The 14,667-nt window shown below is 71.9% G+C and carries 14 protein-coding genes; 9 read left to right on the top strand and 5 right to left on the bottom strand.

All coding sequences use genetic code 11. The features are described from left to right. Positions 1–5 precede the first annotated feature (5 nt). The 3 genes from MED15_RS08705 to MED15_RS08695 all read right to left on the bottom strand — a co-directional run bounded on the left by MED15_RS08705 (position 6) and on the right by MED15_RS08695 (position 2,954). Complete coding sequence (locus MED15_RS08705; RefSeq protein WP_112735300.1) at positions 6–902, bottom strand: helix-turn-helix domain-containing GNAT family N-acetyltransferase; 897 nt, start codon at positions 900–902, stop codon at positions 6–8. A gap of 27 nt (positions 903–929) precedes the next feature. After that, on the bottom strand, positions 930–2,090 hold the full coding sequence (locus tag MED15_RS08700) for a low temperature requirement protein A (protein WP_112735298.1): 1,161 nt from the start codon (positions 2,088–2,090) through the stop codon (positions 930–932). A gap of 75 nt (positions 2,091–2,165) precedes the next feature. Further along, positions 2,166–2,954, bottom strand: a complete 789-nt coding sequence (locus tag MED15_RS08695) for an SAM-dependent methyltransferase (RefSeq protein WP_112733752.1) — start codon at positions 2,952–2,954, stop codon at positions 2,166–2,168. A 145-nt stretch (positions 2,955–3,099) separates the two neighbouring features. On the opposite strand from MED15_RS08695, the gene MED15_RS08690 reads away from it, so the two are divergent. Then, on the top strand, positions 3,100–3,564 hold the full coding sequence (locus tag MED15_RS08690) for a hypothetical protein (protein ID WP_112586282.1): 465 nt from the start codon (positions 3,100–3,102) through the stop codon (positions 3,562–3,564). 58 nt (positions 3,565–3,622) lie between these two features. Here the strand turns inward: MED15_RS08690 and MED15_RS08685 are convergent, their stop codons facing one another. Further along, entirely contained in the window at positions 3,623–6,022 is a 2,400-nt protein-coding gene (locus MED15_RS08685; protein WP_112735296.1) for a glycoside hydrolase family 65 protein, read from the bottom strand. 170 nt (positions 6,023–6,192) lie between these two features. Between MED15_RS08685 and MED15_RS08680 the strand changes: the two genes are divergently transcribed. Then, a complete protein-coding gene (locus MED15_RS08680; RefSeq protein WP_112735294.1) occupies positions 6,193–6,822 on the top strand; it encodes a phosphatase PAP2 family protein in 630 nt (209 codons plus the stop codon). Between the two features lie 32 nt (positions 6,823–6,854). Here the strand turns inward: MED15_RS08680 and MED15_RS08675 are convergent, their stop codons facing one another. Next, positions 6,855–7,532: a prepilin peptidase gene (locus MED15_RS08675; protein WP_244220421.1), complete on the bottom strand. Its 678-nt coding sequence runs from the start codon at positions 7,530–7,532 to the stop codon at positions 6,855–6,857. A gap of 797 nt (positions 7,533–8,329) precedes the next feature. Between MED15_RS08675 and MED15_RS08670 the strand changes: the two genes are divergently transcribed. Genes MED15_RS08670 through MED15_RS08640 form a run of 7 tightly spaced genes read left to right on the top strand, consistent with a single transcriptional unit; the run spans position 8,330 to position 14,650 of the window. Beyond that, positions 8,330–8,896 carry a hypothetical protein gene (locus tag MED15_RS08670; protein WP_112586273.1) on the top strand — a complete coding sequence of 189 codons (567 nt, stop codon included), beginning with the start codon at positions 8,330–8,332 and terminating at the stop codon, positions 8,894–8,896. Continuing rightward, positions 8,890–9,825 carry a hypothetical protein gene (locus MED15_RS08665; RefSeq protein WP_112586271.1) on the top strand — a complete coding sequence of 312 codons (936 nt, stop codon included), beginning with the start codon at positions 8,890–8,892 and terminating at the stop codon, positions 9,823–9,825. The genes MED15_RS08670 and MED15_RS08665 overlap by 7 nt, the downstream gene beginning before the upstream one ends. Continuing rightward, positions 9,822–10,481, top strand: a complete 660-nt coding sequence (locus MED15_RS08660; RefSeq protein ID WP_112586269.1) for an SAF domain-containing protein — start codon at positions 9,822–9,824, stop codon at positions 10,479–10,481. The genes MED15_RS08665 and MED15_RS08660 overlap by 4 nt, the downstream gene beginning before the upstream one ends. Before the next feature lie 2 nt (positions 10,482–10,483). After that, positions 10,484–11,284 carry a CpaE/TadZ family protein gene (locus tag MED15_RS08655; RefSeq protein ID WP_112586267.1) on the top strand — a complete coding sequence of 267 codons (801 nt, stop codon included), beginning with the start codon at positions 10,484–10,486 and terminating at the stop codon, positions 11,282–11,284. Next, a complete protein-coding gene (locus MED15_RS08650) occupies positions 11,274–12,815 on the top strand; it encodes a TadA family conjugal transfer-associated ATPase (protein WP_112586265.1) in 1,542 nt (513 codons plus the stop codon). The genes MED15_RS08655 and MED15_RS08650 overlap by 11 nt, the downstream gene beginning before the upstream one ends. A 4-nt stretch (positions 12,816–12,819) precedes the next feature. Further along, a complete protein-coding gene (locus MED15_RS08645; RefSeq protein ID WP_112731513.1) occupies positions 12,820–13,722 on the top strand; it encodes a type II secretion system F family protein in 903 nt (300 codons plus the stop codon). A 55-nt stretch (positions 13,723–13,777) separates the two neighbouring features. Further along, complete coding sequence (locus MED15_RS08640) at positions 13,778–14,650, top strand: type II secretion system F family protein (RefSeq protein WP_112586263.1); 873 nt, start codon at positions 13,778–13,780, stop codon at positions 14,648–14,650. Positions 14,651–14,667 lie beyond the last annotated feature (17 nt).

The raw sequence follows: 14,667 nt of genomic DNA, 5'->3' as shown, positions 1-14,667 counted from the left end.
TTCCGTCACCGTCGCAGCTGCTTCTCGAACCAGTGGTGGGCGTAGCGCTCGGTGTTGTACGCCTCGATCTCCCGGTAACCCGTCGCCCGGTACAGGGCGATCGCTTCGGTGAGGTTGCGGTTGGTGTCCAGCCGGACCGCTGTCGCACCGCGCTCGGCGGCGTACCGTTCCAACTCGCCCAGCAGCCGCCGCCCCACGCCGAGCCCACGTACGGTGTCGGCCACCCACACGCGTTTGATCTCGGCGGGCGCGTCGGTGTGGAGTTTGACTGCGCCGCAGCCGATCGGTTCGCTGTTGAGGGTGGCGAGCAGGAGCACCCCGTTGGGCGGGACGAGCGCTTCGTCGTGGACCGGGTTGCTCAGTTCGGGGTCGAACCCGTCGTCGAATCGTCGCGCGATGTCGCGGGCGTAGGCCCGCAGGCACGCGCGGGCTCGCGGGTCGCCCGGCGGGCATGGCTCGATGACGACCATCGAGCCGATGAGCAGCCGTTCGACCTCGGCCATGGCGGTGACGAGTCGTTCACGGCGGTGTTCGGTGAGCGGTTCGAGGATCGAGGCGGCGAGATCGTCCGACCGCTGGTCGAGGTCGGCCCACTGGGTCCGGCCGGCGTCGGTGAGGGTGGCGATGCGGACGCGCCCGTCGCCGCCGGTCTCGTCGGTTGGTCCCACAGCGACGAGGCCGTCGTTCTCAAGGGTGCGCAGGAGTCGGCTGAGATATCCGGAGTCCAGGCCGAGCCGGGCCCGCAGCGCGGCGACCTCGGCACCGGCGGGGCCGATCTCCCAGAGCAGCCGGGCCTGCCCCAGCGGGCGTCCCTGGGCCATGTACTCGTCGTCGAGCGCACCCACCCGTTGGGTGACCGTCCGGTTGAACCGCCGCACCGCGGCGATGAGAGCCGAGTCCATATACCTGACTTTAGTCAGGCTTATTGACTACGCGCCAGCTCGGTGGCGGTAGGACCGAATGCCGGCGTGGTCCAGGACGACCACCACGAGCACCACCCCGGTGGCGACCGCGCTGACCACCAACAGCGGCAGCCGCAGCACGGCCGCCGCAGCGGCCAGCACGAACAGGGCGGCGACCCGGGGCCAGGAGAGTCGCCGGTGGATCGCCGCCGAGAAGAGGATCCGCCCGACGAGGAACAGCGTCGGGCCGCTCAGGATGACCAGGACCGCTGTCGTGTCACCGGTCTCCATGGGGTGGGCGATGCTCAGTTCGGCCCCGACGGCGGTGACCACCAGCCCGGCGATCATCACCAGGTGCAGGTATCCGGTGATGACGCCGAGCCGGGCCGGGTCGGCGCGCTCGATGGCCGGGCCGAGGCGCTGGCCGGCGGGCGTGACGTAGAGCAGACCGATCAGCACCGCGGTGGCGAAGACCAGCAGGAACGCGACAGTCTGCGGGAAGTGAAGGTCGGTGCCGGCGTACGAGAGGCCGGCGACCAGAACGAGTTCGCCGAGCGCAATGATCATGATCTGCTGGTACCGCTCGGCGAAGTGCTCACCGGCCAGGTGCAGCTCCTCCCGCCTGGTCCGGCCCATCCCCGGCGTGGGCCAGCGGAGTCGCGGACCGGTGAGGTCGAGGGCGAGGGCGAGCAGCCAGAGCGGCACCCGCCACTGCGGCAGAAACCCACCGGCGAGCCACGGCACGGCGGAGACGCTGAACCAGCAGAGGATGCGCAGCGTCCGGATCTGCCGCGGGTGACCTCGCAGCCCGACGGCGGTGACCACGCCCCGGGCGATGTGCACCGAGACGTACGCGCCGGCGAAGAGCAGGCCCCGCCCGTCCAGCGCCTGCGGGATCGCCACCCCGGTCAGCAGGCTGCCCAGCGCGGAACCCACCAACAGCCACCGCACCGCCGGGCTCTCCGGGTCGTACCAGTCGGCGAACCAGGTGGTGGGCACCCAGATCCACCAGACTCCGGTCAACAGCACGGCGGTCCGCAGCGCACCGGCCAGGGTGAGGTCGTGCAGCAGGTGGGTGGCCAGCTGACTGAGGGCGAGCACGAACGCCAGATCGAAGAACAGCTCGAGGAACGAGGCGCTCAGCGGCGAGTCACCGCCCCGCAGCAGCCGTTCGGGTCTGCTCGCCATCGGCGCTCCTCCCGCCGGCGCACGCCCTGCGTCCGTCGTACCACCCGACGCCGGCCACCGGAGGCGAAAGCGCTGTCAGCGGCGGACGCCGACCCCCGCGTACCCGTGGGCGTCCACGGTCTCCGGCTCGCCGTCCGGTCGCCACCGGGTGGTGGCGACCAGGCCGGGTTCCACCAGGTCGTACCCGGCGAAGAAGCGTGCCGTCTCGGCGCGCGTGCGGGGCACCAGCGGTGCGCTGCTGTTGCGGTAGACGGCCTGGCCGCGCTCGGCCAGCTCCGGCGAGATGCCGTCCAATGTCAGGTGGGACAGCACCAGGTGACTGCCGGGCACCGTGGCGTCGCGCAGCCGGGCGATCGCCGCCCACGGGTCGTCCTGGTCCGGCACGAAGTGCAGCACCGCGAGGAGCAGCACCGCCACCGGTTGGTCCAGGTCGACGGTGGCCCGCACGTCCGGGTGGGCCAGCAGTTCGTCCGGCCGCCGCAGGTCGCCCTGGACGACAGCGGTGCCGGGTACGCCAGTCAGCAACTGCCGGGCGTACCCGACGGCCACCTCGTCGTAGTCGACGTAGACCACCCGCGCGTCGGGCGCCACGGCCCGCACCACCTCGTGCACGGCGTCCTGGGTGGGCAGCCCAGCGCCGATGTCCAGGAACTGGCGTACGCCCTGCTCGGCGGCGTACCGGACAGCTCGGCGCAGGAAGTGCCGGTTGGTCTGAGCGGCGACCCCGGTCTCCGGGAAGATCTCCAGCACCCGGTCGGCGGCGGCCCGGTCGGCCGGGAAGTTGTGGCTGCCCCCGAGGAAGTAGTCGTACATCCGGGCGACGTTGGGTCTGGTGGTGACGTCAGGTACCGGCTGATCGGTCATGCGGGATCCCTTCGGCGGCGGGCGCGGAACTCGATGTCTAACACCCGCGGCGATGACCCGCTGACCCCTCGTGTCGTTGATCCGGCTGCGCCCATGGTCACCGCTGACCACGGTGGGGGCACCGACTCAACGAGGAGGGACGCCGATGACCGCTCAGCGCGAGACCGTGCAGGTCGACCACGACCTGTTCCGCGCCGTGTACGACTCGCCCGCATCACTGCCCGGCCGACACCGCTGGACCACCCCCGAGTCGGACGTCCGGCGGCTGGAGAAACTGCTCGGCATGCCGGCGCGCAGCATCGGCGCCCCGCTCTGGGTCAGCGGCGACGAACCCGACTGCCCGAAGTGCCGCCGGCGGGTCACCTGGTACGACATCGTCTCGTCGGCGCTCTCCGGCCTGCACGACAAGGCCATGATCGCCACGGTCATCCTGGGCGAGCGCAAGTACGTCAACACCGAGATCCCGGATGCCATCGCCGGGGTGCGCTGCTCCGACTGTCACACAGCGATCGACGGTCTGCGCAGCTTCAAGTGCCACAACTGGGCATACGCCTTCGAAGCGCTGGAGGCCGTCCGCGAGCGGATGGCCGGCGGTCCCGCCCCGACCTGAGCCAGAGCCCGCGCCGACCTGAGCCGAAGCCGCGGCAGCCTGAGCCGGTCGGGGCGGCTCAGTCGGCTGAGCGGCGGGTGGGACGGCGGCCGGGCGGGGAGGGCGGCTCCGGGCCGGCGTCGGGCACCGGCGGCATCGGCCGGGTGACCGGCTCGGCGCCGGTGACCCGCAGCGACTCGCCGTGGTGCCACAGCTCGATCTCGGCATCGGGCGCGGCGTCGGGCAGCTCGTAGCGGGCCTCGGCCGGAGTCAACGTGACCCGCAGCCGGTGGCCGCGCCAGCGCAGGCTGAACGCCAACCGGTCGATCCGACGCGGCAGCCGGGGGTCGAAGGAGAGCACCCCCCGGTCGTCGCGCAGCCCACCGAAGCCCTGCACCAGCGCCAGCCACGCGCCGGCCAGCGAGGCCAGGTGCAGCCCGTCGGCGGTCTTGTCGCCCAGATCCGCCAGGTCCTGAAGGACAGACTCGGCGAACAGGTCGTACGCCAGATCCAGGTGCCCGACCTCGGCGGCCAGCACGGCCTGCGGTGCCGCCGACAGCGACGAGTCGCGGACCGTGCGGGCCTGGTAGTAGGCCAGGTTGCGGGCCTTCTCGTCGGCGGTGAACTCGCCGGGGCAGAGCTGCATGGCCAGCACCAGGTCGGCCTGCTTCACCACCTGCTTGCGGTACAGCTCCAGGTACGGGAAGTGCAGCAGCAGCGGGTAGTCGTCCTCACCGGTGTTCGCGAAGTCCCACTCGGGTTGTTCGGTGAAGCCGGCGGCCTGCTGGTGCACCCCACGCTCGCGGTCGTACGGGATGGCCATCGCGTCGGCGGCGGCCCGCCAGCCGGCCACCTCGTCGCGGTCCACGCCGAGCCGGCCGGCCAGCTCGGGATGTCCCTCGGCGGCGTCCGCCGCGCCGCGCAGATTGCGCTTCGCCATCAGGTTGGTGAACACGTTGTCGTCGACCAGCGCGGCGTACTCGTCCGGGCCGGTCACCCCGTGCAGGTGGAAGTCGCCCTCGACCGACCAGTGGCCGAAGCCGTGCCAGAGCCGGGCGGTCTCCACCAGCAGTTCCAGCCCCGCCTCGGCCAGGAACCGCTGGTCGTCCGTTGCCGCCAGGTAGCGCAGCACCGCGTCGGCGATGTCGGCGTTGACGTGCAGCGCAGCGGTGCCCGCCGGCCAGTAGCCGGAGCATTCCCGGCCGCCGATGGTGCGCCACGGGAAGGTCGCGCCGCTCAACCGCAGCTCGGTGGCCCGCTCCCGCGCCTCCGGGAGGTGGGCGTGCCGCCAACTCAACGCCGAACGGGCCACCGCCGGGGCCAGGTAGGTGAGCACCGGCAGGACGTAACTCTCGGTGTCCCAGAGGACGTGCCCGTCGTAGCCGTTGCCGGTCAACCCCTTGGCCGAGATGGTGCGGTCCGAGTCCGGCCGACCGGCCTGGATCAGGTGGAACATCGCGAACCGAACGGCCTGCTGAAGCTCCGGATCGCCGTCGAGCTGCACGTCGGCGACCTGCCAGGCCGCATCCAGGGCGGCGCGCTGGTCGGTGAGCAGGGCGTCGAAGCCGTCCGCGCGCGCCGCGTCCGCCTCGGCGGCGACCAGGGCGGCCAACTCGTCGGCGGGCGTCGCGTCGACCGCCGCCCACTCGTAGGCGGCGAACTTCGTCAGCCGCAACCCCTCCCCCGGGTGCAGGCGACCCTCAACGGTCAGCCGTACCCGGTCCGGGGTGCAGTCACCGCTGGTCGTCACAGTGCCCGGCCCCTCCAGCAGGTGACTGACCGCGACCGCGACGCGCTGGCGGCTGCGCTCGGTGCGGTGCACCAACACCCCGTCGAGGCCTGTCGCACGGTACGTCTCGGCGGTCAGCGGGTCGGTGGGCACCGAGGCGGCCCGGGGGTCGTCCGAACGCTCCGGCACCTTCTCGTTGGCCAGCAGGTCCGAGGAGACCCGCAGCTCGACGGCGGCGTCCAGCGGCTCGACCTCGTACCGGACGGCGGCCACCGGACGACGCGGCAGGGACACCAACCGGGTGCTGCGAATGCGTACGCCCCGCCCGGCCGGTGAAATCCACTCGGTCTCCCGGCGCAGCACGCCGGTACGCAGGTCGAGTACCCGTTCATGGCTGCGCAGCGTCCCGGTCCGGAGATCCAGCGGCTCGTCGTCGACCCAGAGCCGGATCAGCGCGGCGTTCGGTGCGCTGATGACGGTGTCGCTGGCCGGCGGAAACGCGTACCCCTCCTCGGGATAGCTCAGCTCGCGCCGCTCGTGGAAGCCACTGACGTAACTGCCTGGCATCCCGCACGGAGCACCCTCGTCGAGCACCCCACGCCAACCGATCCACCCGTTGCCCAACGCGAAGATCGACTCGGTTTCGCCGAGCCGGTCCACGTCGGCCGCCGTACGCCGGATCCGCCAGGTCTCCTCGTCCGCCGTAGCGGCGGTGGACTGCGGTTGATCGGTGGCCGAACCGGTCTGCACGAGGCCTCCTGTCGATGTCGACGTCCTGCGACAGCCAACCAGAGGCGGCTGTGCGAATCCTGGACGAAGGTCTGACAGACCACCCGACCTTCGACAGCAGCGATGCCCTCTGGCGCGTTCCTAGGGTGTGCCCAAGGTGAACAGGGTATGAACGTGAAGTGAGGTGATGCATGGTCAACAACGGCAGCACGGACGTTCCGGAGATCAGCGCCGAGTGGTACCGCGACGTCGTCGACGCCGCAGCCGGCAGCCCAGAGCCGGTGCAGTGGTTCGTCGGACACGCCACCGAGGGGGTGATCCTGCTGCTCGGCGCGCTGCTGGTGATGGCCGCGCTGAGCCGCCGGTCCGGCGGCCCGCACGACCGGGCACTCGCCCTGATCTCGCCGGTGCCGGCCCTCCTGGCGTACGTGGGCAGCGAGTTCTTCAAGACCGTGGTGGACCAGGACCGCCCCTGCCGAACGATCGGTCGGGAGATCATCGCTGGCGCCTGCCCACCGCCGGGCGACTGGTCGTTCCCGAGCAACCACGCCACCATCGCCGGCGCGCTGGCGGTCACCACGCTGCTGCTCTCCCGCCGACTCGGCCTGATCGCGCTGCCCCTGGCCGCGCTCGGCGCCTTCTCCCGGGTCTTCGTGGGCGTGCACTACCCGCACGATGTGATCGCGGGAGTGCTGTTCGGCGCCCTGGTGGCCGTGGTGGTCACCCCGTTGCTGGCCCGCCCGACCAGCGAGGTCCTCCGCCGCCGCGCCAACCGTCCCGACAGGCCGGTCGCCAAACTGGCCAGCCGCTCCCGCCCCTGACCACCGACGCCCGATGCCGGCGGGGCGGCGGGTCAGGTCGCCAGTAGGAGGGCGGCCGTAGTGCCGAGCAGCAGGAACGGGCCGAAGGGCAGGTGGGTGCTCCAGTTGGCGCGGCGGGTGGCCAGCAGGCCCAGACTCACCAGGGCGGAGAGCCCGAAGGTGAGCACCAGGCCGAACAGCAGCACCGGCCAGCCGTGCCAGCCGAGCAGCGCGCCGACGCTGAGCGCCAGCTTGGCGTCGCCCAGTCCGAAGCCGCGGCGGCCGAGCAGCAGGGCGGTGCTGGCGAAGAAGAGCGCCAGCCCGGTGCCGCCGATGACGGCTCGCAGCCAGTGCCCCGGGTCGGCGTCGAGCGCGGCCACGCCGAGCAGCAGCCAGGTCCCGGCCGCCGCGGGCACTGTGAGCCGGTCCGGCAACCGGTGCACGGCCAGGTCGACGAGGATCGCCGGGATGGTCCAGCCGAGCCACCAGATCAGCGCCGGCAGCGCCCCGCCCGGCGGACCGGCGAGCGCCAGCAGCAACGCCGCCGCGAGCACGGCCAGCTCGACGGTGGCCGGCGGTTGGCCGACCCGGGCGCGGCAGTGACCGCACCGGGCTGCCGGGCCCAGCGCAGGCCAGGGGCGGGTCAGGCCGACCGGCGCGCCGCAGGCGTCGCAGCCGCTCCGGCTGGGCAGACCCGGGGGTACGGCGTAGCGCAGCGCGGCCAACCGCATCAGCGGGCTGATCGCGAGAATCGCTAACACTGTCGAGACCCGGGTGCGTGTCACCGCCGAGGCGAGGCCCGCCGGTCGTTCGCTCGGCGGAGCAGGGGTTGCCTGGCGGACGGGTTCCGTCGCATCACCTGACGGCGGGGGTGCCGGGCTCCGATCGGGTTGGTCCTCCCGACCGGGGATGGCCGCCGGGGGGCCGGTCAGCGCCATGTCGCCTCCACTGCGGCCAGCTGCCCCCTCGCGATGGTGAACACGGATCGTGATTGAACGCTCGCTGTGGTGTAGCGGATGGCGCGGAAAGCGACCTGCCGACCGGAGCCGGCGCGGGCGCTTTCGACCGCTTCCGAGTCAGGCGCGCCGTTGGACGAGGCGGCCCGCCGACAGGGTGCCGATGCCGGCCGAATGCCGGGATGAGACCGCGATGTCCCACTCCCGGGACCGGTGGCGAGACTCCGGTGGACCCATCCGGCCCGAAGGTGCCCCATCAACAACGACAGTTCCCTCGCCCATTGTCCGGGGAGCAGTCTGGACACCCGCCACCACCACCTGTCATCACGCTGAGTGTTCGCTTGAATTGCCTCTGTTGCATCGGCGAGCGTCAGCCTATGCTCGCCCCTTGGGTGTGACGCAAGCCTCACCTTCACCATCGGACGACACAGGACCCCGAATTTGTAGAAGATCCGTAACGGTGAATGCAGAAGCGCAATGAACGGCTCCGGATGTGCTGATCCGGGCGCGCTTCCGCATGCCCGACGGCGGTGAACCGTCACCGCCCCGGGCGACCACGAGGAGGCTCGACGGTGCGCGGACGGCAGCTCAGAAGAGCGGCAATCTGCCTGCTGGTGGGCGTGGCGGCGATGCCGGTCACCGCCTGCGCCAGCGGACGGGAAACGGTCGAACGGCCGACGGAAGTCCGCGACAACGGACCCCAAACCGATTCCGACGTCGAACGACGCGCTGCCGAAAAGGCGGCACTTGACGCGTACTCCGGGTATCTCGCGGCCTCGCGCACGGCGGGTCTGCGCAGTGATCCGCGTTCGCCGGAACTGTCCCGGTTCCTCGGTGATCCACTTTTGACCCGGGTTCGGGTGTCCATTCGCGAGGCTAAGGAGCACGGCGCTATGCGTACCGGGACGTTCAAGTCCGACCCGACCGTGACCGCCGTCAGCCTGGACGCGAAGCCGGCAACCGTGGAGATCCAGGACTGCCTGGACACGACCGGCTACCGGCTGGTCTACGCCAAGGACAAGCGCTCGGTCCCGGGCAGCGGTGGCGGCAGACACCTCTCCACCGCCACCGCGACCCGCTATCCCGACGGTCGCTGGCTGATCAACTACGGCGCTACGCACCGGGACCAGCCGTGCTGAGCCGGGCCGCGACAACCCGACGGGCGCTCGCCGGGCTCGCCCTCACGCTCCTGCTGGTAGTCGGTGCGGCCCCGCCGGCCACCGCCGCCCTACGGGCCGACCCGGGAGCGGGCTGCCCACCCGACCAACCCGACTGCAGCGTCTGGGACGACGAACCCGGCAACCCCGGTGATCCTGGCGGCGGCGGGGACAACGGTGGGGGCGGGGACGACGGCGGCGGTGGCGGTGGCGGCGTCTGCCAGTGGAACGGGCGGACCATCCCCTGCTACGACGAGGACCTGGGCTGGTTCAACAACGGCGACGGGTGCTACTACAAGCCGACCGAGGGGCCGGTCGAGCCCCCCGAGGGTGAGCAGTGGTACCTGCAAACCTGCAACGGCGGCGACCTGGGTGCCCAGGACGTGGTGTCGTTGGCCGATCCGCCGGCCGGCTTCGGCGCGCCGCCCAACCCGGAGGAGCTGGCCCGTCGCGCCCTGGCGTCGATCAGTCTGTTGCCCGCCCGGCTGAAGGTGGCACCCCGCAAGAACATCGGCCCCGGCCTGGTCGGCCTGCCCGTGTGGATGTGGGCAACGCCGGGAAGGAACTACTTCGGCCCGATATACGCCGACGAGTCCGACCGGGGTTTGACCGTCTACATCGAAGCGAAGGTCGACCGGATCGTCTGGGACATGGGCAACGGCGAGAAGGTCACCTGCGACGACGCCGGCACCGAGTACAAGGCCACAGGCACGCGGGCGGGTGCCACCTCCCCGGACTGCGGCTACGACGAGGGCTACCCGAAGGCAGACACCTACGACGTCACCGCCACCACGCACTGGACGGTGAGCTGGTGGACCAACAGCGACGCCACAAGGCGGGTGATCCCGCAGACCCGGAGAAGCGGCATCGTGCAGATCAGGATCAACGAACTTCAGGTGGTCACCAGATGAGCCTCGCGACGCGCAACGGGACCCCGTCGGTGGACGCTCCCGTCAACCCGCCCACAGTGGTCCGCCAACGCCGGGTCCGTCCCGGGCTGCTCGGTCTCGCCGTCCTCCTGATCGCGCTGGGCGGGCTGGGCGCGGCCTTCGCGGTCACCTCGGTACGGGCCACCGGCAGCTATCTGGCGGTGGCACGACCGGTGGAGGTGGGCCGGGAGATCAGCGCAGCCGACCTGGTCACCGTGCAGGTCGCCGGCGGTCAGGGGTTGCGCCCGGTGCCCGCCGCACGGCTCGACGAAGTGGTCGGCAAACGGGCTGCGGTCGCCCTGCTTCCGGGCACGCTGCTCACCCTGGGACAGATTACCGACGACCCGCTGCTCGGCCCCGGACAGCAGCAGATCGCGCTCGGCCTGAAGACCGCCCAGGTGCCGGCCCGCGAACTGCACCCCGGCGACAAGGTCCTGCTGGTCAGCACTCCGGACAACGATGCCGACGCAGACGCGGCCGCCGCCGGCACCCGGTTCGCGGCCACCGTCATCGACATGGTCAGCCCGGCCAACGACGACAAGGTCCTGTACCTGGCGCTACTGACCCGTGATGTGCCGGCGGTGGTGGCGCTCGCCGCACAGGAACGGCTCGCCGTCGTACTCACCGAGGCGGCCTGAGGATGGCGATCATCGCGCTGGTGTCCGCGAAGGGTTCGCCCGGCGTCACCACCTCGGCGCTGGCCTGTGCGCTGGCCTGGCACCGGCGGCTGGTGGTCGCCGAATGTGACCCGGCCGGCGGCTCGATCCTCGCCGGATACCTCGGCGGCCAGCTGGACGGCCCGCGCGGCATCGGAGAGCTGGCCGTCGGCGAGTTGCGCGACGGCAACCTGGAGACCGCGTTCTGGTCCCAGTTGGTCGACCTGGACGCCCCCCGCCGGGAACGGCTGCTGCTGCCCGGCCTCGTCGACCCGGCCCAGAGCGGCAGCGTCACCCCGCTCTGGCAGCGCTTCGCCGACTACTTCGACGCCCTCGACCGCGGCACCCCCGGCTACGACGTCCTTGTCGACTGTGGTCGGCTGCACGTGACCGGGCCTCCGTGGCCGGTGCTGCGGGCCGCCTCAGTGGTGCTGTTGGTGACCCGGGCGAACCTGCCGGACCTCTCCGGCACCCGCGCTGTGGTCACCGCGATCGAACGGGACTTCGCCGAGCACAGGGTGCCCCCGGGCACCCTGCGGCTGCTGCTGGTCGGCGATGGGCACGGGCGGGCCGAGATCAGTCGTGCCCTGAAACTGCCGGTCATCGCACGGCTGCCGCACGATCCGCGTACCGCCGGGGTGCTCGCCCTGGGCGGGACCGTGCGGGCCGGTCGGCCGCTGATGCGCGCGGCGGCCGCGCTGGAGGTCCCGATCGGGGCGCTCCTGGAGCGGCGACGGGCCCGGTTGGCGTGGCCAGTGCAGCAGGGGGTGCCGGATGCGGTTTGAGCCGGTCTCCACCGATCCACGCCAGCAGCCACCGGCCGTGACCTCCACCGCGCCGCCCCTGGCCGTGCCGAACGGCCGGCACCACCAGTCCGGGCCGCAGCCGCAGTCGACGCCCGCGGCCAGCCCGCCGCCGGAGTCGCCGCCCCGGGCCCGGATGGACTTCCAGGTGGTCCGGGAGCTGCGCCGGGAACTCACCGAACGTCTCACCCTCTGGCAGCGCGGCCGGGAGTTCACAGTCGACGAGGAGGACACCGAGCGGGCCCGACTCGCCGTCACTGTGGTCGCCGCGTACGCGGACTCGGTGCGCCGGGCCGGCACGCCGATGGCCGCCGGCGATGAACGCCTGCTGCTCGACCAGGTGACCGCCGAGCTGGTCGGGCTCGGGCGGCTACAGACGCTGCTGGTCGACGACACCATCGAGGAGGTGCACATCCTCGGCTGCGACCAGGTACGCATCACCCGGCACGGCGGTGGGGTGGACTGGGCCGAGCCGATCGCCGACAGCGACGCCGAGTTGGTGGAGATTCTTCAGGCGGCGGCCCGTCGGGCGGGCGCGACCGAGCGGTCCCTCTCGACAGTGAAGCCCACCCTCGACCTGCAACTGCCCGACGGCAGCCGGCTGGCAGCGGTGTTCCTGGTCAGCCACCGCCCGTACGCGGTGATCCGCAAACACAACACCCTGGACGTGAGCCTCGACGACCTCGCGGGCGCCCGAGGTGACCTGGACGAGATGATCGATCCGCTGCTGCGCGACTTCCTCCGCGCGGCGATGCGCGCCGGTCTGAACATCATGGTCGCCGGGTTGGCCGGCGCCGGAAAGACCACTGTCATCAGGGCGCTGATGAACGAGATCCCGCCCGACGAGCCGTACGTGCTGCTGGAGGAGAGTCGGGAGCTGCTCCCGGCCCGCCGCCGGGAGCGGCACCGGGCGGTGATGAGCTTCGAAGCCCGGGAGGGTCACGGCGAGCGTGGCTTCGACGGCCGCCCAGCCGGTGAGGTGACCATCGCCGACCTGATCCCACTGTCGCTGCGGATGGGGGTCCTGCGGATCATCGTGGGCGAGGTTCGGTCCCGGGAGATCGTGCCGATGCTCCAGGCGATGACCACCAGTCGGGGATCGATGTGCACCATCCACGCCCGTACCGCAGCCGGTGTGGGTGAACGGATCGTCGAGCTGGCCCTGGCGCACGGCCGCGAGATGACCGTTGACCAGGCTCGTCGGATGGCCGGCAACGCGCTCGACCTGATCGTCTACGTCACCATCGAGGACGAGACGGCGATCGGCGGGCGGAAGCACCGGTTCGTCTCGCATGTGGAGGAGGTGATCGGGGCCGGCGAGGCCGGTCGGATCACCACCACCACTGTCTTCGGGCCGGGCCCGGACGGTCGTGCGGTCCCCCGGCACCTGCCGGAGCGGGTCCGCGACCAGTTGCTGCGGGTGGGTTACGACGCGCGGCTGCTGACCCGGTGGGTCGAGGCCGGTGCCGGTGCCTGGCGGCGGCCTCGGCAGACCCGACTGGCCCGGCGGTGATCTGATGCTCGACAGCCTGGAACTGATCGCGGTGGTCTCCGGCGCCGCCTGTGTGGCCGGGCTGCTGCTGGCCGTGGTCGCGCTGGTCGGCACCCGTCGACCCCCCGGGCCGCGGCCGGGCAGCGGGCCGGGGCTGAGCCGACTGTGGCGCGGGCCGGGCAGCACTCCGGCCGAGCACCGGGCCTATCAGGCGCTGCTGGTGGCCGCGCTGGCCGCCGGCGCGTTGGCGTTCCTGCTGACCGGGTTGCCGGTGGTGGGCCTGCTGGTGGCGGTGGCGGTGCCCGGCACCCCGTGGCTCTTCGGGGTGGGCAAGGCCGAACAGCGGGCGATCGCCCGGATCGAGGCGGTCGGCGAGTGGACCCGCCGACTCAAGGACGTCTCCGGCACCGGGCAAGGCCTCCAGCAGGCGATCATCGGCACGATCGGCAGCGTGCCACCCGGCGTCGAGGACGAGGTACGGCTGCTCGCGGCCCGCCTCCAGGCCGGCTGGATGGCCCGCTCCGCACTGCTGGCGTTCGCCGACGAGATCGCCGACCCGGTCTGCGACCAGGTGGTCGCGGCGCTGATCCTGCACCTGTCGGACCGGGGTGAGCGGCTGGGTGACGTGCTCGGTTCGATCGCCGGCGCTGCGTCCGCGGAGGTGGCGACCCGTCGGGAGATCGAGGCCAAGCGCACCCAGCCCCGGTTCGCGGTCCGCTTCCTCACCGGGATGACGCTGGCGACCCTGGCGTACGGGCTGATCAACACCGAGTACATCAGGCCGTACGGCACACCGGTGGGTCAGCTGGTGATGGCCGCCCTCGGTGCCGCCTTCATCTGCCTGCTGGCCTGGGTTCGGTCGATGAGCCAGCCGCAACGGCCGGCCCGGTTCCTGCCGGCGCCCAACCCCAGCGAGGTGATCGCGTGAGCGCGAGGAGCGCAGCGCGGCGGAGGCCCGCAGTCGCGAACGAAAGGCGGCTCCCATGATCGTGAACTGGCAGTTTGCCCTCGCGGTCTGCGGTGGTGCCGGGATCGGTCTGGGTGTGTTCCTGGTCGTCCGGGAGTTGGTGCCGGCGACACCGGCGCTCGGGCCTGCGCTGCGCCGACTGCATCAGCCGCCGGGCACCGGCCAGGTGGCCACGGCCGCGTCCCGGCGGCTTGACTGGCTGACCGGGATGTCCCGCTGGTTGCGGCCGCCGCAGATGCAGCTCGCCCTGATCGGTCAGACCTCCGAGCAGTACGCGTTGTCGGTGCTGCTCTCCGCGCTGATCGGCTTGGCCACGCCGACAGTGCTCGGGGTGGTGCTGTGGGTGCTCGGCATCCCGTTCCCGCTGGTCGTGCCGGTGCTGGGCAGCCTCGGCCTGGCGCTGCTGGCCGGCCTGATGGCGCACCGCGCCGTGCTGACCAGGGCCAACGCCGCCCGCGACGAGTTCCGCCAGGCCGTCTGCACCTACCTCGACCTGGTGGCGTTGCAACTCTCGGCGGCGCACGGGCCGGTGCAGTCGCTGGAGCGGGCGGCGGCGGTCTGCGACGGTTGGGTGTTCGACCGCCTCCAGGAGTCGCTGCGGATCGCCCAGATGCAGATGCACGCGCCCTGGGACGAACTGCGCGACCTCGCCGACAAGATCGGCATTCCGGAGTTGGGCGACGTCGGCGCGATCATGCGCTCCTCCGGCAGCGAGGGCGCGCAGGTGCACGAGACGCTGCGCAGCCGGGCCGACTCGCTGCGCGACCAGATCCGCACCGACAACCTCGCCCGCGCCGAAGGGGTGACCAGCAAGCTCGACATCCCGGGCGCGCTGCTCGTCTTCGTGCTGCTCGGGTTCGTCCTCTATCCGTTCATCGCCCGTGTCTGACCCCTCCCCCTTGAAGG

Source organism: Micromonospora noduli (assembly GCF_003264475.1).
GTDB classification, from domain to species: Bacteria; Actinomycetota; Actinomycetes; order Mycobacteriales; family Micromonosporaceae; genus Micromonospora; species Micromonospora noduli.
The sequence above is the reverse complement of the archived record's forward strand: the minus strand, read 5'-3'. Positions and strand labels throughout refer to the sequence as shown.

Excerpts from the sequence above, each read along its gene's own strand:
- MED15_RS08705 (WP_112735300.1), bottom strand. The coding sequence starts at position 902 with ATGGACTCGGCTCTCATCGCCGCGGTGCGGCGGTTCAACCGGACGGTC.
- MED15_RS08700 (WP_112735298.1), bottom strand. The coding sequence starts at position 2,090 with ATGGCGAGCAGACCCGAACGGCTGCTGCGGGGCGGTGACTCGCCGCTG.
- MED15_RS08695 (WP_112733752.1), bottom strand. The coding sequence starts at position 2,954 with ATGACCGATCAGCCGGTACCTGACGTCACCACCAGACCCAACGTCGCC.
- MED15_RS08690 (WP_112586282.1), top strand. The coding sequence starts at position 3,100 with ATGACCGCTCAGCGCGAGACCGTGCAGGTCGACCACGACCTGTTCCGC.
- MED15_RS08680 (WP_112735294.1), top strand. The coding sequence starts at position 6,193 with ATGGTCAACAACGGCAGCACGGACGTTCCGGAGATCAGCGCCGAGTGG.
- MED15_RS08675 (WP_244220421.1), bottom strand. The coding sequence starts at position 7,532 with ATGCGGTTGGCCGCGCTGCGCTACGCCGTACCCCCGGGTCTGCCCAGC.
- MED15_RS08660 (WP_112586269.1), top strand. The coding sequence starts at position 9,822 with ATGAGCCTCGCGACGCGCAACGGGACCCCGTCGGTGGACGCTCCCGTC.
- MED15_RS08655 (WP_112586267.1), top strand. The coding sequence starts at position 10,484 with ATGGCGATCATCGCGCTGGTGTCCGCGAAGGGTTCGCCCGGCGTCACC.
- MED15_RS08650 (WP_112586265.1), top strand. The coding sequence starts at position 11,274 with ATGCGGTTTGAGCCGGTCTCCACCGATCCACGCCAGCAGCCACCGGCC.
- MED15_RS08645 (WP_112731513.1), top strand. The coding sequence starts at position 12,820 with ATGCTCGACAGCCTGGAACTGATCGCGGTGGTCTCCGGCGCCGCCTGT.
- MED15_RS08640 (WP_112586263.1), top strand. The coding sequence starts at position 13,778 with ATGATCGTGAACTGGCAGTTTGCCCTCGCGGTCTGCGGTGGTGCCGGG.